This window comes from Pedobacter sp. MC2016-24, assembly GCF_015223055.1.
GTDB lineage: Bacteria > Bacteroidota > Bacteroidia > Sphingobacteriales > Sphingobacteriaceae > Pedobacter.
The window spans coordinates 83,921-99,680 of record NZ_JADFBX010000005.1 but is presented as its reverse complement, the minus strand read 5'-3'; the positions used below and the strand labels follow the sequence as shown (position 1 = coordinate 99,680).

Below are 15,760 nucleotides of genomic sequence, written 5' to 3'. Positions count from 1 at the left end.
TCTACTTCTTGGGATTTACATTTGAAAAGTCAACACCGCATTTACAGTTCGAAGCGCAGCCGCCACTTTTAGGCGATACTGCACGGTAAATCATGCGGCCAACATACCAGATGGCTGCAATGAATAGTCCGATTAGAATAATGGTTTGAATGTCCATAACACAAAAATAATTAAAGCCTGTCCGGGACAGGTCTGTTGAATGTCAATTTACTATTCCATTAAGCCTACCGTTCCACCTACCCAATCAAAATCAGCATTGTAGCGTACACCAATCATTTTGCCCCTGCTCAATCTGGCCAGGTTGATACACAGTTGCGGTTCACCCTGGTCTGGCCAGAGGTACATGAGCCTGATTTCTGCTTTTACGCCGCCATCGGGTGACTGCACTACTGGCTCATACACCACTTTCTTTTGTAAGATCCAATTTTCGGGATCCTGGATGTCCTGAATGTCGGCAGCAGTTACATCAATGATCACACCCATTCCTGCAAAAGAGAAGAGTGGTTTCAATACATAATTTTCCAGATCAGCGGGAATCTCTGTAAGCTCATTTAAAAAATACGTTTCTGGTACAAATTCGCTTTTGAGGAAAGGCATTGTATATTTACTGATCCGGTAAAACCAATTCGGATGGGTGATCCATTCTACATTGGCCGGCTCACGCGGATCAAAGCCCTGTTTAAACAATTCGGGCTGATTGGCAATTTCGTCAAAGATCAATCGGTTATAGATCCGTTTAAGTTGTATTTTTTTACCATCTGCGCTATAAAAGAGATCCTCACCTTCTTTAAAGATGTCTGTCAGGCTCAATATGGGAATACCCAGATGATGTTGCGTAATGAAAAAGTCTATGGCCGTTTTTTGATTTTGCGCATCCACATCCATCAGGGCAACTTCATGTGGTTGATGATCTCCTAAAATCACTTTTTTCAGCAGTTCAAGGTAAGTAGATTCAGTTATCCCATTAAAAAAAGGACTTAAATTGTCAGGCAGATCGAAAGAAGATTTATAATTTTTAGCCAAATGCAGCTGGAAACCATACAAAGACGGGAAGCCCTGCATTTCTATAAGTTTTGGAATCAGGTTTCCTTGTTCATCCTTACAAATTCCAAAATCAAACGTGAGGAAATGAGGGTGATCATTTTCAGCAGCAACCTGCCATGTCTTAGGAATTGATTTTTCAGTCAGCTGTTTAAAATCAGGTTTTCTAATTAAATTGACGATCTCTTGCCCGGCGGCAATGAGTTTGTCTTTTAATTCTGTGGGTATGAATACCGGTGTTTCGGCCACGCGGAAAGGTATTTCAGTAAAGCCTTTTTCAAGCGATTCTAGAAATGCTTTGTATTTTTCCCCGGTAAAATGCTGATTGAATGGTTTCCTGTAAGTCTCGATCATGTTAAGCTTCTTGTAAAGCGTTGATGGCCTCATTTAAAAAATTGGGAAGTACCAGGCTTTGTGTCAATTGGATGCGGTTGGGGTCGTCCAGGCTATGCAGCATGTCAAGATATTTCTCCTCGCCATGATTTTTAATAATTGCGGCCTTTTTATCTTCCTGCAGCAGGTATATTTTCATTCCTGCTGCGTCGGCCTCTGGATGAAATTGCGTACCTACAATTTCCGGCCGGAAGCGGATAGACATCACGCAACGTTCCAGATCAACATGAGGGCGTTCTTTTTCTAAGGCCAGTACCTGGTTTTCATCGGCAGAGAAAAGTTCGTCATCGGGATTGGTAACCTGCCAATCGCGGCTGTCTACGGTATAAAATGGATTGGGTAATCCATCAAATATAGGGTCCTGCTCACCTTCTTCAGTTAAAAAAACAGGGAAGATGCCAAAGGCCGTTGATCTTCTTTTAATTACTTTTCCTATGCCGAACTTTCTGCTGGCCATTTGAAAGGAATGACAGATCAGGAAAGCGTGTTTTTTGGTATGTTCATGCTGATCATTGAAACGGTCAATTCCGTCCAGTAAATCAAAGAAATCATTTTCCCATTTTTCACCTTCTCCATCGTATGGACTGCCAGGGCCGCCGCTTGAAATGTAAATATCGTATTCCAGGCCAGGTATTTCGCCTTTTTGTCTTAAATTAAACACATCAAAGGATAAGTTTAATCCCATTTCCGCACTATAGCGCAGCAAAACTTCCTGTATGCCGCGCATTCCCTGGTTAGCAACACCGTTGTTCATATCTATAACGGCAATCCTGATCTTATTTCTTCCACTCATGTTACTTTGCGCCTATCAATGTTTGGGTAGTGATATAATCTACTACGGCTTCAAAGTTACCAAATTGTTCGTAAACAGCCAATTGTCTGTCGGCACCTGTCCCTTTTGCTAAAATCTGATGAACGTAATTGATGTCTTCCCGGCAACCCAGTTCATCCACTACATCGTCTACAAAATCCAGCAGCTCCAGTACCAGGTTACGGCAGTTTACTTCCATTTCTTTTCCAAAGTCGATCAGGTTCCCATCGATGCCATAGCGCGCCGCGCGCCATTTGTTTTCATTGATTAATGCTCTGGAATAGCCAATAAAGCTCATGTTTTGCAAACGCAGTTTATACAATTTGGCGCACAGTGCCTGGAACAAGGCTACAAAAGCCATGGTCTCATCGATCAGCATGGGACAGTCGCAGATTCTGAATTCGATGGTTTCAAAGAAAGGGTGTACCCGTATGTCCCACCAGATCTTCTTGGCATTGTCAATGCTATTGGTTTTGATCAGCAATTTCACGTAATTGTCGTAATCCTCAATGCTGTTGAACATATCTGGAATGCCTGTACGCGGAAATTTGTCAAATATCTTGGTCCGGAACGACTTATAACCTGTATTTCTGCCTTCCCAGAAAGGGGAGTTGGTTGAAAGTGCAAATACGTGAGGTAAAAAGTAGCGTACCTGGTTCGCGATGTGTATCGCCAGCTCGCGTGATTGAAAGCCTACATGAACATGCAGGCCAAAAATCAGGTTGGAACGTGCGGCTTCCTGCAGTTCGTTTACGATTTCACTATACCGGGGATGTTCGGTTATCAATTGTTTTTCCCAATGTGAAAAGGGATGGGTTCCGGCAGCGCCGATGCGTAAACCCTGTTCTCCGGCAAGTTGGGACACAGTATATCGCAACTGCGAGATCTCCTGCCGGGCCTGGGTAGTATTTTTACAGATTCCTGTACCAACCTCTACTACGGCCTGGTGCATTTCGGCCTTGACCTGATCTTTATGTATTTTTTGTGCGGCTTCCACAATCTTCTGATCGTGTGATGTCAGTTCCCTGGTAACGGGATCAATTACCATGTACTCCTCTTCAACTCCAAGCGTAAATTCGTTCATCATCTGTTCCCTTTAATACAATCTATTTTTTTGATGTTGTTGCCTTTGCGGCAGGTTTAGCTTTGGCTGTCGCTTTTGGTTTGGCTACAGATTTTGCCGGGGCTTCTGACTTTGGTGATGTTGCTTTTTTACCGGCGACAGGTAAAAGTGGCTGAGCATTAGCTGCCGTTTGCAGGTATTTGCCCCAGGTTAAATTGTCCTGACCTCTTACATTCGACTGTGCCCGTTCTATGGCATATTTGGCACTCGTTTCTACCACCCAGTCAAAATTTTCCTGGCCTACACTATTGATGTCCGCATCAGGTGCCGGATTGCAGAAATCTATGGCATATGGAATACCGTCGCGTACCGCAAATTCTACCGTATTGAAATCATAACCCAGGTATTGATTTAAGGTAATCACATGATCGTGTATGGTTTTCAATAGTTTTTCATCGGATGGCGGGCCATCCACAACATAACGTAAATGGAAGGGGTTCCGGGGTTCGTATGGCATAACGCGTACGTATTTGCCACCGATGCAGTAACACCTGAAATAGGCATCAAAAATGATTTCCTCTTGCAGCATCATCACCGTCTGTTTGGTTTGACTGTGCTTATCGAAGAAATCCTCTTTATCGTGCAGTTTGTATACTTCTTTCCAGCCACCACCATCAAAAGGTTTCATATACGCCGGAAAACCGGTGTACTCGAAAATTGCCTCCCAATCTAAGGGAAAAGCGAGGTTGCTAAACGATTGATCGGAAGTGTCTGTTGGCTGCTCGTACGAAGGGATTAATGCTGTTTTCGGTACAGGTACGCCCAGTTTAACCGCCAGTGCATTGTTAAAGAATTTTTCATCGGCACTCCACCAGAACGGGTTGTTGATCACTGCTGTGCCGGTAATTGCTGCATTTTTTAGTGCGGCACGGTAAAAAGGTACATCTTGCGAAATGCGGTCGATGATGACAGCGTAATCCAAGGCTTCGGCCTGAAAGATTTTATCAATGCTTACAAACTCAGCCTTAATTCCACTGGGGGCCAATTCGTTTACTTTTTTTACAAAGGCTTCAGGAAAGGATCTTTCCTGTCCAAATAAAATCCCTATTTTCTTCATTGTAACTTGTTGTTTTTTTATGGTTGGGGTTAAAATTCTTTTTTACACTATAACTGAGCCAGATAATCTGGCAGCATTTGTCGCCATATGGGCCAGTCATGGTCTGCATTCTGGCGTACATCCAGCCAATGGTTGATTTCCTTCTCGTTTAAAATTTGTGATAGACGTTCATTATCTCCCCGACAAATATCCCTGTCGGTCGTCCCCAGCACAATTCTCATATTCCACAAATCGGGATTGTCGTCATTTGGCAGAAAGTCTACCGGATTATTGAAATAGGCGTCTTCATTGTAAAAGCCATCCAGTTGACCCCTGATGTCAAATGCTCCACTCATGCTGAAGAGGTGGCTAACCAATCCTGGATATCTAAATGCAAAATTCGCGGCATGGTAACCACCAAAACTACAGCCGGCAGTAATTACTTTATGGTGACCGGTTTCATGTTGTGCCAGGGGGACAACTTCTTCCAGCAACATTTTGTCGTACCAGATGTGGTTTTTTACACGGTCGGCCGGATGGATGTCGTTGTTGTACCAACTTGATTTGTCAATTCCATCTACACAGTAAACCTTCACCTTGCCTTCGTCTGTAAACCAACGGATGGAATCGAGCAATTTAAAATCTTTACTTTCATAGTAACGTCCCATACTGGTTGGAAACAGCAGGATAGGGTACCCGCTATGACCAATAGTAAGGAGTTCAAAATCGGCATTCAGATTTGGACTGTACCATTTTTTATATTCTTCCCCCATAGTGAGTTTTTTGTTTCTTTAAGTTAGAAAAACAAATGATTAAAAAATAAGTTTGAAACTGTTTTATTCTGAAAATCTGCATTTTAATCAAGCTTTGCTGACTACGAAAGTGTATTTACATCAGGCGATACGTTTTATCATCATGCTGGTGTTTTTGGTTGCGTTATAGCTGCAATCTTTTCGCTAGCCAATGATTCTGCCCTTACTGAAACCTGTAAGGTTTGTAAAAAAAAAATTGGCCTTAATGATTTTTTAATGAGAATGGTACCTTTGCTAAATATTTGTGAGAAAGGGGATTTTGATTTATGTATACCGCAATGTTGCTTCCTGAAGTAATTAAGACCAAACACGATTTAAAGTCTGTTCATTTGAAAAGAACAGTTGAACTGGAGTTTTTTATACCCGATAACTTATTGGGTAATGAAACTTTAAACCTGTTGCTGCTGAATGATGGACAGGATACGACTATGCTGGATTTACAGGAAACGCTGAAAAAGTTATATGCCGGGTATAAAATCGAAGCCCTGGTTGTGGTGGCGATCAAGGCTTCGGCCGACCGGGTTCATGAATATGGTGTCGCCAGTCAGCTTGACTTTATGGGCCGCGGCAGCAAAGCTACCGCTTACACAGATTTTATCATTAAAGAACTGATCCCTTATGTACAGGCAGAGGTGGAAATGCCAATTAATGGCAGGCGCGCTTTTGCGGGTTGTTCGTTAGGGGGGCTTACGGCATTCGACATCGCCTGGAACCACGATAATTATTTTGATGCTGTTGGGGTATTCTCGGGTTCATTCTGGTGGCGCGCTAAGGATTTGAAGGATGGATATACTGATGACGACCGTATCCTGCATCAAATGATTACACAAACCGCTAAAAAGCCTGATCTTAAATTCTGGTTAATGACCGGGACAGAAGATGAACTGGCCGACAGGAATAAAAATTTTATCATTGATTCGATAGATGATACGATTGATGTGATTAAAGAACTGGTTAAAAAAGGATACGAGCGTTCTGCTGATATAGCCTATTACGAGATGGTGGGTGGTAAGCACGATGTCGCTACCTGGGGCAAAGCGATGCCTGCTTTTTTGACCTGGGCATTTTCAAGAAAAACAAGTTAATTTTAGTCCACCAGCAAAGAAAATCAGAAATTCTATCAAGTACATTAAACTAACGTGCTGATATATTGATAATAAACCTTATCTTTGCGCCAAAAATCATACGCATTTTATGCAAAAAATTAGAAATATAGCAATCATTGCCCATGTTGACCACGGTAAAACTACACTGGTTGATAAGATCTTACACGCCTGTTCAATCTTCCGTGATAATGAACAATCCGGAGATTTAATACTTGACAATAACGATTTGGAGCGTGAACGTGGGATCACGATCGTTTCCAAAAACGTTTCAGTTCAGTACAAAGATGTAAAAATTAACATCATTGATACCCCTGGTCACGCCGATTTCGGTGGTGAGGTTGAGCGTGTATTGAAAATGGCTGACGGTGTATTGTTATTGTGTGATGCTTTTGAAGGTGCGATGCCTCAAACGCGTTTCGTAACACAAAAAGCATTGGCATTAGGCTTAAAGCCAATTGTAGTTGTCAACAAAGTAGATAAAGAAAACTGCCGTCCGGAAGAAGTTTATGAGCAAATCTTTGAATTGTTCTTTAACCTGGAAGCGACAGAAGATCAGTTGGATTTCCCAGTAATTTACGGTTCATCTAAACAAGGATGGATGAGTACAGACTGGAAAGTACCTACTACGGATATTTTTGCCTTGTTAGATGCTGTTGTAGCTAACATTCCTGCTGCGCCAACCAACGATGGTACTTTGCAAATGCAGATCACTTCATTAGATTATTCATCTTTTGTAGGTCGTATTGCAATTGGTCGTGTACACCGTGGTGTAATTAAAGAAAACCAACCGGTTACTTTGATTAAACGTGATGGTAAAATTGTAAAAACAAGAGTAAAAGAATTATATACTTTCGAAGGTTTGGGTAAAATCCGTGCCACAGAAGTAAAATCAGGTGATATCTGCGCTGTTGTAGGTATTGATGGTTTTGATATTGGTGATACTATTGCTGATTTCGAAGCTCCGGAGCAATTGCCGGTTATCAAAATTGATGAGCCTACGATGAACATGCTGTTCACCATCAACAACTCACCATTTTTTGGTAAAGAAGGTAAGTTTGTAACTTCTCAGCGTTTGAGAGAGCGTTTGTATAAAGAGATTGAGAAAAACTTAGCACTTAAAGTTGTTGAAACTGAATCTCCGGATGCTTACCTGGTTTACGGAAGGGGTATTCTCCATTTATCAGTATTGATCGAGACAATGCGTCGCGAAGGATATGAAATTCAGGTAGGTCAGCCACAGGTTATCGTTAAAGAAATTGATGGTAAAAAATGTGAGCCTATCGAAACCTTAATTGTTGATGTTCCGGGTGAAGTTGCTGGTAAAGTAATTGAGTTGGTAACACAACGTAAAGGTGAGTTGTTGATCATGGAGCCAAAAGGTGATTTACAGCACTTGGAATTTGATATTCCTGCACGTGGTATCATCGGTTTGAGAAATAACGTACTGACTGCTACAGGTGGTGAAGCCATTATGGCCCACCGTTTCAAAGCTTATGAGCCTTGGAAAGGTGTAATCCCTGGAAGATTGAATGGTGTATTAGTTTCTATGGAAAAAGGAAGTACAACTGCTTATTCAATTGACAAATTGCAGGATCGTGGTCGTTTCTTTGTTGATCCGGGAGTAGACATCTACGAAGGACAAATTTTAGGAGAGCACATCCGCGATAATGATTTGGTTATCAATATTGTGAAAGGTAAAGCTTTGACCAACATGCGTGCTTCTGGTACAGATGATAGTCAGCGTATCGCTCCGGCCATTAAATTCTCTTTGGAAGAGGCTATGGAGTATATCCAGGCTGACGAATACATTGAGGTTACTCCGGTAAGCATGCGTTTACGTAAAATTCACTTAACTGAAGCTGCACGTAAAGTCAATAAAATCGTATAATTTTTAGAATAATTATTCTATTGATAAGTCATAAAGCCCGTTTCGTCAGAAACGGGCTTTTGTTTTTTATTAGTTTTGTGCTTTGAATCAAGTAGACACATTTTAGCATAAGATACCATGGAATCATTACAAGGAAAGAACGCCATCATTACGGGTGCGGGAAAAGGCATTGGCAGAGCATTGGCCATTGCGTTGGCACAAGAAGGGGTAAATATAGGTTTGGCAGCCAGAACTACAGCTGACTTAGAAGAGGTAGCTGCAGCGTTAAATCAGTATGGTGTTAAAACAGCCATTGCTACGATGGATGTGGCGGATATCGATGCCGTTAATACGGCAGTCGCCAGTTTGAAATCTGAATTGGGGCCAATCGATATCTTAATCAACAATGCCGGAATCGGCGCTTTTGGTTCTTTTATGGCGCTTGAACCTGAAAAATGGGAGCAGATCATCCGAGTGAATTTACTAGGTGCTTATTATGTAACCCGTGCAGTATTGCCCGAAATGATTGAAAGAAAGACAGGAGACATCATCAATGTTTCTTCTACCGCAGGCAAAAATGGTGCTGCAGTCACCAGCGCATACAGTGCGTCTAAATTTGGTTTAATTGGGATGTCTGAATCTTTGATGCAGGAAGTAAGGAAACACAATATCCGTGTAAGTACCTTGTTGCCAAGTACAGTAGCTACAGATATGGCCAAAGATTTGAACCTGACAGATGGTAACCCGGAAAGGGTGATGCAGCCTGAAGATTTTGCAGAGCTTGTGGTTGCGCAGTTGAAACTAAACAGGAGGGTATTTGTCAAAGAAGCTGGTCTTTGGTCTACAAATCCCTAAACCTTGAAAGTTAATCGTTTGTACGGCGGTTTCGGATAAAATACCGGGTAAGGTTTAAAGCTATTACAGCATGATTGATCAGATTTGGAATCAATCCGTAGTATTTGGTAAATATCCGGAACCGCTCTTTTAAACTGGCGAGGTGTTTCTTTTTGGAGATTCCACCAACCAGGTATTTTGCCACATATAAGTGTGTGTTGACAATGCTGGACGCATTTTTAGCCGCTTTAATGATCCAGTCGATGTCTGAGCTGTATTTATAGTTCAGATCGAAAGGTTCTGCAATGTCTCTTTTTACATAAATGGCCTGGTGACTTATACTCATGCCAAATCTAAAGCTCTCCCAACTGAAGTTTTCTGGTGCGTGGTGCCTGCGCTGGCCCAGGCTTTCCCATTTGTCGTTAAACATTTCAGTTTCGCCATAATAAATATCGGCAGCCTCTGCAGTAGCAAATACTTCTGAAACGGTTTCGGGAGCGTAAATCTCGTCGCCGGAGTTCATGAAAAGGAGATAGTCTCCCGTAGCCAGTCCGATGCCTTTGTTCATCGCGTCGTAAATGCCTTTATCCGGTTCTGAGATGAACTGTGCAAGTCTGGACTTGTATTGATAGACGATGTCCTTCGTTCCGTCGGTAGAAGCCCCGTCTATGATGATGTATTCAATGTTGGGGTAAGTTTGGTTGAGCACAGAAAGCATGGTGCGTTCTATGTCTTTTACATTGTTGTAAACGATGGTGATGACAGACAAGCATGGTTTACTCATAAAGTAGGATTTACTTGTTTCATTACCTTGATGAGCGCTTCTCCCAATTCCTGCATTCTGTCATGACCTTCCTTCTGCAGCAAGGCAAGGGTAGGTTTCTGATATGGCGTATTCAATACCAGGGCCATTTTTCTGGCCAGATCTTCTGGCGAAGCCGCTTTAAAAAAAGTGATTTTATCGTCGTCTATTTCCAGGTTTACCGGAATATCAGAAACGATGCAGCGTGTGCCCATGGCAATGGCATTGTACACTGCACCTCCACCGGGGCCACCTTCAAATAAAGTGGGCTGAATTAAAGCGTCTGTCTGATTCATTAAAGCAATTTGCTCTTCTTTTGCGATGTAACCCAGTAAACGGATTTTATCCTGTAACTGATTATTCGTAATGAAATCCTTTAAGTCCTGTACATATTCCGGAAATCTCGGATCTTGCATAAGTCCGGTACAAAGCAGCTTAACATCTGCATACCCGGGCTGTTTAATCAGCAGGTTGAAAGCTTTAAATGCGGTAATGTGGTCTTTGTGCTTCCAGAACTGATTGGATATGAGAAAGTATCTTTTAGGTAGATTGAATTTTCTCAACTGAGCTGTTTCGTTTGAAATCTGCCATGCCGCAGATGGTCCTGGTGGGCAAAATGGAAGACTGAATACGTTATAAGTCTGCCCATAATGTTTTTCAATATCTGCTTTAACAGCCAATGCATTTACAATAACTGCTTTACTGGTATCCAAAAGTGACGTAAAGCGTTCGTCCCTGAATTTGATTTCTTTTGCTGAGAAGAAATGGGGAAGGTGTTTATGTTGCAAATCAGGGATGTAGGATACATACGAAGTTTCAAAGTCAAAATTGAAGGACTTTATAACTGGGAACAGCACATCAATTTTTAGCTTTTTTAACTTTTTATTTACATTTTTTTGCAGGTAATTGTAGTAAACTATTTCTACTGGAATGTCGTATTGTTTAAAAGCTGCCCTGATTTTATCGTTCACATTTGTACCGCCTAACTGGATTTTTCCGCCTTTAGTAACAGCATTCAATACAGAAAGTGTGAAGCTTTTCAGTTCGGTAATGTTGTCGTAAGGCAGGATCAGATAGAATTTGAGTTTATATTTATCCTGTACGGAATATAAGCCATTAACCAGATAACATAAAAAGTCTATTCCCCCATCCCAGGTCAGGTAGGAACCCCAAATGGCTATTTTTTTTTCTTCCCCCACTATTTAATTTTTTTTACGGGTGTGCCGGCATAGGTTCCGGGAACGGTAATGTCTTTGATGACACATGAGCCTGCGCCAATAATGACGTGGTCACATATGCTCAGCTTGTCAATAATACTCGCTCCTACGCCAACAAACACATGGTTTCCAATCGTTGTATTTCCGGATACGGATACGTTGGGTGCAAGATGTGAATGCCTGCCAATCCGTACTCCATGTTCTATAACGCTTCCGGTATTTAAAATGGTATTCTCATCCACAAATGCTTCGGGGCCTATATGGCAAAAATTACCGACAAAACAGCCGCGGCTTATATGAGCAGAGGGGCTGATGTATGCCGAAGCTGAAATAATGGTGACCAGGTTTTGCTTGTGAAATTGCTCAAAACTTGCTGCACGCGAAGCGTTGTCGCCGATGCCAATAAAGACAGGATTTTCCTGTAATTCAGTGTCATCTACTTCAGGCAAGAGATTAAAGCCTAAAACACGTTCACCTGGCCTTGCATTCTGGTCTACAAAAGTAAGTTCAGCATCGGGATACCTTTGTAAATACGTATCGGCAATGCTTCTTGCGTGACCGCCGCAGCCCATTATATATAGTTTTTCCATGGCTTATCCATTGAAATAAGCTTTAATGGCATTGCAGATGTAATCTACATCTTCGGTAGTCAGTGCCGGATAACTGGGTAAGTTAATTCCGCGCCAGCCGATATCTTCTGCAACAGCATGTTTTTGATAAGATGTGGCATACATCGGCATGGTATGTACCGGGTAAAATACCGGTCTGGTTTCGATGCCTTTTTCTTTTAAAAATTCTCTTAAAGGATCACGGTCTTTGATGCTGTTGGTGAGGATAGATACCATCCAGTAGGAATGAACGCAATCTTTAGCTTCCTGATGAACTTGCAGTGGTAAGCCTTTCAGGGTTTCACGATATTGTGCTGCAATTGCCTTTTTCTGGGCAATAAAGCCATCTGCCTGTTCCAGTTGTGCCAGACCAATGGCTGCACAGATATTGGTCATGCGGTAATTATAGCCTACGATGTCATGCCAGTACTCACGGTATTGAGCCAGACCTTGTCCGCGCAAGTGTAACGCTCTTTTGTATAAAGTTTCGTCATTCATCACCACCATCCCACCTTCGCCAGTGGTAATGGTCTTATTGCCAAAGAAGCTAAAAATAGAGATATCTCCAAAAGTTCCGGCATGCTTTCCTTTATAATAAGTGCCGAAGGCCTCTGCCGCGTCCTCTATTAAAAAGATTCCATGTTCTTTACATATGGCCATTAGCTCGTCCATATCGCATGGATGGCCGTAAAGGTGGACCGCCATGATGGCCTTAGTTTTTGGCGTGATTTTCTTTCTTACATCATTATAATCGATTTGCCAGGTTCCTGCTATTGAGTCTACAAATACTGGTTTTGCACCGGTATAAGTGATCGCATTTACTGAAGCAATGTAAGTGAGTGTAGGAACGATCACTTCATCATCGGGCCTGATGCCCAGGGTTAATAAGGCCAGGTGCAAGGCTACTGTGCCATTACTGGCGCCTAAAGCATGTTCAATGCCAATGTAAGCTGCAAATTTGTTTTCAAACTCCGAAATGTACTTGCCTTTTGAAGAGATCCAGGTTGAATCCAGACAATCTAACACATATTTTTTTTCGTTACCATTTAAAGAAGGCTGATATACCGGGTACTTAAAGCTCATATTTTAGCATTTTTGCGATGGGCTAAGTTAAGTAATGATTTTATCTTTTTAAGGGAAAAAATTTGCGTATCAGGCGAATGAGGATGTGTTTGGTGTGGAATTTAAGGAGTGCTTTTTTGATGGCAGGCACCACCTGGATGGGGTTGGGAAAAGTATATTTAGCCTCTGTGACGAGTGGTACCGTGTACTTATCTGTTTTAGGAGAATGGGTGCCGGAATTGTCGTGACCGATGTTGTTGATCTTATTTTTTGCAGCTAAAACATGGAGTTTTTTTTGTTTAAATGCACTGTAAGCGAAGCGGATTGCCCAGGAGTCAATTTCGCCGTTTAGTTGCCTGATGAGCATCTTGGAAAGATCGGGGCCAGCGGTTTGGTTAAATTCCTGTTGCAAGGCGCTATTGTTTAAAAATGTTGCTTTGTCTGTAATCTCCCAGTCGATGCCAGACCAGCGGTCGGCCCAGGTACCCCAGCTCCAGGATGATCCCCGATGGGAAAAATAACCACTGAAAGGATATTTCTTCAGGATGTCAAGCGGGTAGCTATACCCAGATACCGAAAATATTTTCTGTTCATTTTTATAGGTCTCGAGTGCCTGGTTCATGAAATCCAGGAAATCGGGAGCACTGATGAGGTCATCTTCCAGCACAATAACTTTTGAATTGCTTTCCAGCACCTTGCTTACGCCGTTGATTACAGACGTTGCCAGTCCGAAGTTCTGTTTTTGTTCTATAACCGTGACGGACAGGAAACCGGGAATGTTCCGGATGATTGCCCTAACTTCTTCTACTTTTGCTGCCCCCTTACTATTTTTAGGGCCATCAGAAAAGATGAAAAGCTGAGATTGCGGGGCCAGTTTGTTTTGCTGCAAATGAGCCAGGGTTTTTTTAGTATGTTCTGGTCGGTTGTAGACAAATAAGACAATTGGCGCAAGCTCCATATTAATCGTGTTTAGATGTCCATGGAATTGGCAGGTTTGTAAAATATAGAGGTAGATTTTGCATAGATTACGCCTGGCGCCATTCCGGTAAATGCAATGTGTTTAAAGCCCTTTTCTTTTAAAAAATGAATGGCTTCCTGGTATTTAGGTCTTTCAGAATCATCCAAAACAATCACACCATCGGCTGTTAAAGCCTGGATGGCCTGTTTACAGCAATTTACCCGGTCGCGACCATCTACAATAATCAAATGGAATTTTTTGCCGGTTGTGTTTGCACTTTTGCAGTATTCCCCCCCGGTTTCCAGTGCACAATAGATCAGGTCTGCATTGTTAAGATTGGTGTTTTTGCATTTTTCATACCATTCCTGATCATGCTCTACAGCAGAAACATGGTTTGCATATTTTGAATAGAAAAGTGTAGAATTTCCTGAACCGAATTCAAATACATCGTGTTGTTTGGTAATTCTTTCTTTGATAAAATCGATGAAGGAGTAGGTTACCCATGGAATGGGATCGCCATTGAAGTCTACCGAAGATTTCGTTTCAAATGCCTTGAACCAGCCCTTTTCAGCAAGATAACCTTTGAATCCCAGGGAGAGTATTACTTTTAATTTATCGGGATTTAACAGGGTATAGGGTGATAATACACGTTTCAACATAAAATGATCAGAATTATTGGGTCTGGAATTTCAAAGGTAAGATGTTAAATGCAAAAAACTAATTTATCAACTAATAATTGCGTTTAGGCCTGTTTGCCGGCACTATTGAAATGAACAAGTTTTTGGATCAGGCTAATCAGGAATAGGGATTTGAGCATCATGACGCCCTGTTGCCTTGTTTTTGGGATCAGCAGTATCCAGAAAGTAGAGAAAAAGCAGGCAATCAGTGTGGCAATAGAAGCACCGACGCCACCGTACAAGGGGATTAACCAAAAGTTCAGGCCAATGTTGATGATCGCCCCTACTGCTGTTCTTTTAAAGGAAATCATGGTGTACCCTTCTGCCAGCAAATATTGTGAACTGGCACTGCCCAGAAATACGAAAACACCCGACCAGATGTGTATGGCGAGCATGAGTCCGGCTCCATCGTACTGATGTCCGTACAAAAGGTTGATGATAAAGTTATGTAAAAAGCTGACCATGAAAGCGATGGGAACACTGATGAACACCAGTAAATCGTATAAATTGCCCAATCTCTTATGGTAACGTTCAATATCTGTTTTTCTGGCCTGAATGATGGCAGGAAAAACGGAAGTGATGATGGCAGTGGGTATAAAATACCAGGCTTCGCTGATTTTTGCGGCGGCACCGTAAATCCCTACTTCTGTACTGCCGTTTCTTTTGAGCATCAGGATATCTATTTTCATGTATAAAATGATCATGATGCCGGACAGTATCAGGGGGAAGGATTGTTTAAGTAAGGAACGCGCTCTACTCTGGCTAAAGTTCCAGTTGCGCATTTTAAATCCATGGCTATGGTAGAGGACAACCAAGCCAAGGGCAAGGATGAGACCGTCAAAAACCAGGGCCGCGGCAAACCAGATTAATGAAACCTGTAGCCAGACCAGTAATACTTTGACAAGCGCAGATACAATAACACAAATATTTTGCACATGAACAACATATTTGGATTGTACCTGTGATTGATAATAAGAATCAATTATGTTAAACGATTTAAAAAATGCGGCAAATGCCAGGAGCAGAACAATCCAGGTTAATGGATTACCCGGTTTTTCTGTTAGGGTATGAAATGCGAGATAAATGCCGACTGCTATTGGGATGAGCAATAGATTTACAGCAATACGCAAAGCCAGGGAAGTGCCTAGTATTTCGTCTCTTTTTTCCGGATGATTGATGATTTCCCGGATGATGAAGGTGTCGAGTCCTAAGGTACCCACAGCAGCTACAATGGCTGTCAGTGCATCGGCAAAGCTCAGGTCACCAAAAGATACCGGTCCGAGGTACCGTATGATGACAAAACTGATGACCATGCTAAGTATTTTTCCGAACATCAGCCAGCTGGTGTTTTTTAAATACTTGTTGAAGGCTGCTTCGTCAAAACCTTTAATTCCCGGGATTTTCATTGTTGCA

Annotated in this window: 16 protein-coding genes; 3 read left to right on the top strand and 13 right to left on the bottom strand. The window is 42.1% G+C overall.

Annotated features, from left to right (window positions below; all coding sequences use genetic code 11):
- Position 1 precedes the first annotated feature (1 nt).
- Genes IM797_RS13795 through IM797_RS13770 form a run of 6 tightly spaced genes read right to left on the bottom strand, consistent with a single transcriptional unit; the run spans position 2 to position 5,177 of the window.
- Complete coding sequence (locus IM797_RS13795; protein WP_194127730.1) at positions 2 to 157, bottom strand: FeoB-associated Cys-rich membrane protein; 156 nt, start codon at positions 155 to 157, stop codon at positions 2 to 4.
- 53 nt (positions 158 to 210) lie between these two features.
- On the bottom strand, positions 211 to 1,395 hold the full coding sequence (locus tag IM797_RS13790; RefSeq protein ID WP_194127729.1) for a hypothetical protein: 1,185 nt from the start codon (positions 1,393 to 1,395) through the stop codon (positions 211 to 213).
- A 1-nt stretch (position 1,396) separates the two neighbouring features.
- Positions 1,397 to 2,227: a type 1 glutamine amidotransferase gene (locus tag IM797_RS13785; protein ID WP_194127728.1), complete on the bottom strand. Its 831-nt coding sequence runs from the start codon at positions 2,225 to 2,227 to the stop codon at positions 1,397 to 1,399.
- Position 2,228: 1 nt separating this feature from the next.
- Positions 2,229 to 3,332 (bottom strand): carboxylate-amine ligase, encoded by a 1,104-nt coding sequence (locus tag IM797_RS13780; protein WP_194127727.1) that lies wholly within the window; start codon positions 3,330 to 3,332, stop codon positions 2,229 to 2,231.
- Positions 3,333 to 3,351: 19 nt separating this feature from the next.
- Positions 3,352 to 4,425 carry a RimK family alpha-L-glutamate ligase gene (locus IM797_RS13775; protein ID WP_194127726.1) on the bottom strand — a complete coding sequence of 358 codons (1,074 nt, stop codon included), beginning with the start codon at positions 4,423 to 4,425 and terminating at the stop codon, positions 3,352 to 3,354.
- A gap of 47 nt (positions 4,426 to 4,472) precedes the next feature.
- The gene (locus IM797_RS13770; protein WP_194127725.1) at positions 4,473 to 5,177 is read right to left on the bottom strand and encodes an esterase family protein; all 705 of its coding nucleotides are present in this window, start codon (positions 5,175 to 5,177) and stop codon (positions 4,473 to 4,475) included.
- 368 nt (positions 5,178 to 5,545) lie between these two features.
- Between IM797_RS13770 and IM797_RS13765 the strand changes: the two genes are divergently transcribed.
- The 3 genes from IM797_RS13765 to IM797_RS13755 all read left to right on the top strand — a co-directional run bounded on the left by IM797_RS13765 (position 5,546) and on the right by IM797_RS13755 (position 9,044).
- Positions 5,546 to 6,301, top strand: coding sequence for an esterase family protein (locus IM797_RS13765; RefSeq protein WP_255526862.1), 756 nt, complete (start codon positions 5,546 to 5,548; stop codon positions 6,299 to 6,301).
- Between the two features lie 109 nt (positions 6,302 to 6,410).
- The gene (gene typA / locus IM797_RS13760) at positions 6,411 to 8,210 is read left to right on the top strand and encodes a translational GTPase TypA (protein WP_194127723.1); all 1,800 of its coding nucleotides are present in this window, start codon (positions 6,411 to 6,413) and stop codon (positions 8,208 to 8,210) included.
- A gap of 117 nt (positions 8,211 to 8,327) precedes the next feature.
- The gene (locus tag IM797_RS13755; protein WP_194127722.1) at positions 8,328 to 9,044 is read left to right on the top strand and encodes a 3-ketoacyl-ACP reductase; all 717 of its coding nucleotides are present in this window, start codon (positions 8,328 to 8,330) and stop codon (positions 9,042 to 9,044) included.
- A 10-nt stretch (positions 9,045 to 9,054) separates the two neighbouring features.
- Here IM797_RS13755 and IM797_RS13750 read toward each other — a convergent pair whose 3' ends face one another.
- The 7 genes from IM797_RS13750 to IM797_RS13720 all read right to left on the bottom strand — a co-directional run bounded on the left by IM797_RS13750 (position 9,055) and on the right by IM797_RS13720 (position 15,753).
- Positions 9,055 to 9,807: a glycosyltransferase family 2 protein gene (locus IM797_RS13750; RefSeq protein WP_194127721.1), complete on the bottom strand. Its 753-nt coding sequence runs from the start codon at positions 9,805 to 9,807 to the stop codon at positions 9,055 to 9,057.
- Positions 9,804 to 11,024, bottom strand: coding sequence for a glycosyltransferase (locus IM797_RS28720; RefSeq protein WP_194127720.1), 1,221 nt, complete (start codon positions 11,022 to 11,024; stop codon positions 9,804 to 9,806). Before IM797_RS28720 ends, IM797_RS13750 begins: the two co-directional genes overlap by 4 nt.
- A complete protein-coding gene (locus tag IM797_RS13740; protein WP_194127719.1) occupies positions 11,024 to 11,632 on the bottom strand; it encodes an acetyltransferase in 609 nt (202 codons plus the stop codon). Before IM797_RS13740 ends, IM797_RS28720 begins: the two co-directional genes overlap by 1 nt.
- A 3-nt stretch (positions 11,633 to 11,635) precedes the next feature.
- Positions 11,636 to 12,733 carry a DegT/DnrJ/EryC1/StrS aminotransferase family protein gene (locus IM797_RS13735; protein WP_194127718.1) on the bottom strand — a complete coding sequence of 366 codons (1,098 nt, stop codon included), beginning with the start codon at positions 12,731 to 12,733 and terminating at the stop codon, positions 11,636 to 11,638.
- 40 nt (positions 12,734 to 12,773) lie between these two features.
- Positions 12,774 to 13,670 carry a glycosyltransferase gene (locus IM797_RS13730; protein ID WP_194127717.1) on the bottom strand — a complete coding sequence of 299 codons (897 nt, stop codon included), beginning with the start codon at positions 13,668 to 13,670 and terminating at the stop codon, positions 12,774 to 12,776.
- Positions 13,671 to 13,681: 11 nt separating this feature from the next.
- Positions 13,682 to 14,329 (bottom strand): FkbM family methyltransferase, encoded by a 648-nt coding sequence (locus tag IM797_RS13725; RefSeq protein WP_228098859.1) that lies wholly within the window; start codon positions 14,327 to 14,329, stop codon positions 13,682 to 13,684.
- An 83-nt stretch (positions 14,330 to 14,412) separates the two neighbouring features.
- On the bottom strand, positions 14,413 to 15,753 hold the full coding sequence (locus IM797_RS13720) for a flippase (protein ID WP_194127716.1): 1,341 nt from the start codon (positions 15,751 to 15,753) through the stop codon (positions 14,413 to 14,415).
- Positions 15,754 to 15,760: the final 7 nt, after the last annotated feature.

What these genes read in the sequence shown, in the direction of transcription:
- IM797_RS13795 (WP_194127730.1), bottom strand. Translation starts at nt 157, where the DNA reads ATGGACATTCAAACCATTATTCTAATCGGACTATTCATTGCAGCCATC.
- IM797_RS13790 (WP_194127729.1), bottom strand. Translation starts at nt 1,395, where the DNA reads ATGATCGAGACTTACAGGAAACCATTCAATCAGCATTTTACCGGGGAA.
- IM797_RS13785 (WP_194127728.1), bottom strand. Translation starts at nt 2,227, where the DNA reads ATGAGTGGAAGAAATAAGATCAGGATTGCCGTTATAGATATGAACAAC.
- IM797_RS13780 (WP_194127727.1), bottom strand. Translation starts at nt 3,332, where the DNA reads ATGATGAACGAATTTACGCTTGGAGTTGAAGAGGAGTACATGGTAATT.
- IM797_RS13775 (WP_194127726.1), bottom strand. Translation starts at nt 4,425, where the DNA reads ATGAAGAAAATAGGGATTTTATTTGGACAGGAAAGATCCTTTCCTGAA.
- IM797_RS13770 (WP_194127725.1), bottom strand. Translation starts at nt 5,177, where the DNA reads ATGGGGGAAGAATATAAAAAATGGTACAGTCCAAATCTGAATGCCGAT.
- typA (WP_194127723.1), top strand. Translation starts at nt 6,411, where the DNA reads ATGCAAAAAATTAGAAATATAGCAATCATTGCCCATGTTGACCACGGT.
- IM797_RS13755 (WP_194127722.1), top strand. Translation starts at nt 8,328, where the DNA reads ATGGAATCATTACAAGGAAAGAACGCCATCATTACGGGTGCGGGAAAA.
- IM797_RS13750 (WP_194127721.1), bottom strand. Translation starts at nt 9,807, where the DNA reads ATGAGTAAACCATGCTTGTCTGTCATCACCATCGTTTACAACAATGTA.
- IM797_RS13740 (WP_194127719.1), bottom strand. Translation starts at nt 11,632, where the DNA reads ATGGAAAAACTATATATAATGGGCTGCGGCGGTCACGCAAGAAGCATT.
- IM797_RS13735 (WP_194127718.1), bottom strand. Translation starts at nt 12,733, where the DNA reads ATGAGCTTTAAGTACCCGGTATATCAGCCTTCTTTAAATGGTAACGAA.
- IM797_RS13730 (WP_194127717.1), bottom strand. Translation starts at nt 13,670, where the DNA reads ATGGAGCTTGCGCCAATTGTCTTATTTGTCTACAACCGACCAGAACAT.
- IM797_RS13725 (WP_228098859.1), bottom strand. Translation starts at nt 14,329, where the DNA reads ATGTTGAAACGTGTATTATCACCCTATACCCTGTTAAATCCCGATAAA.
- IM797_RS13720 (WP_194127716.1), bottom strand. Translation starts at nt 15,753, where the DNA reads ATGAAAATCCCGGGAATTAAAGGTTTTGACGAAGCAGCCTTCAACAAG.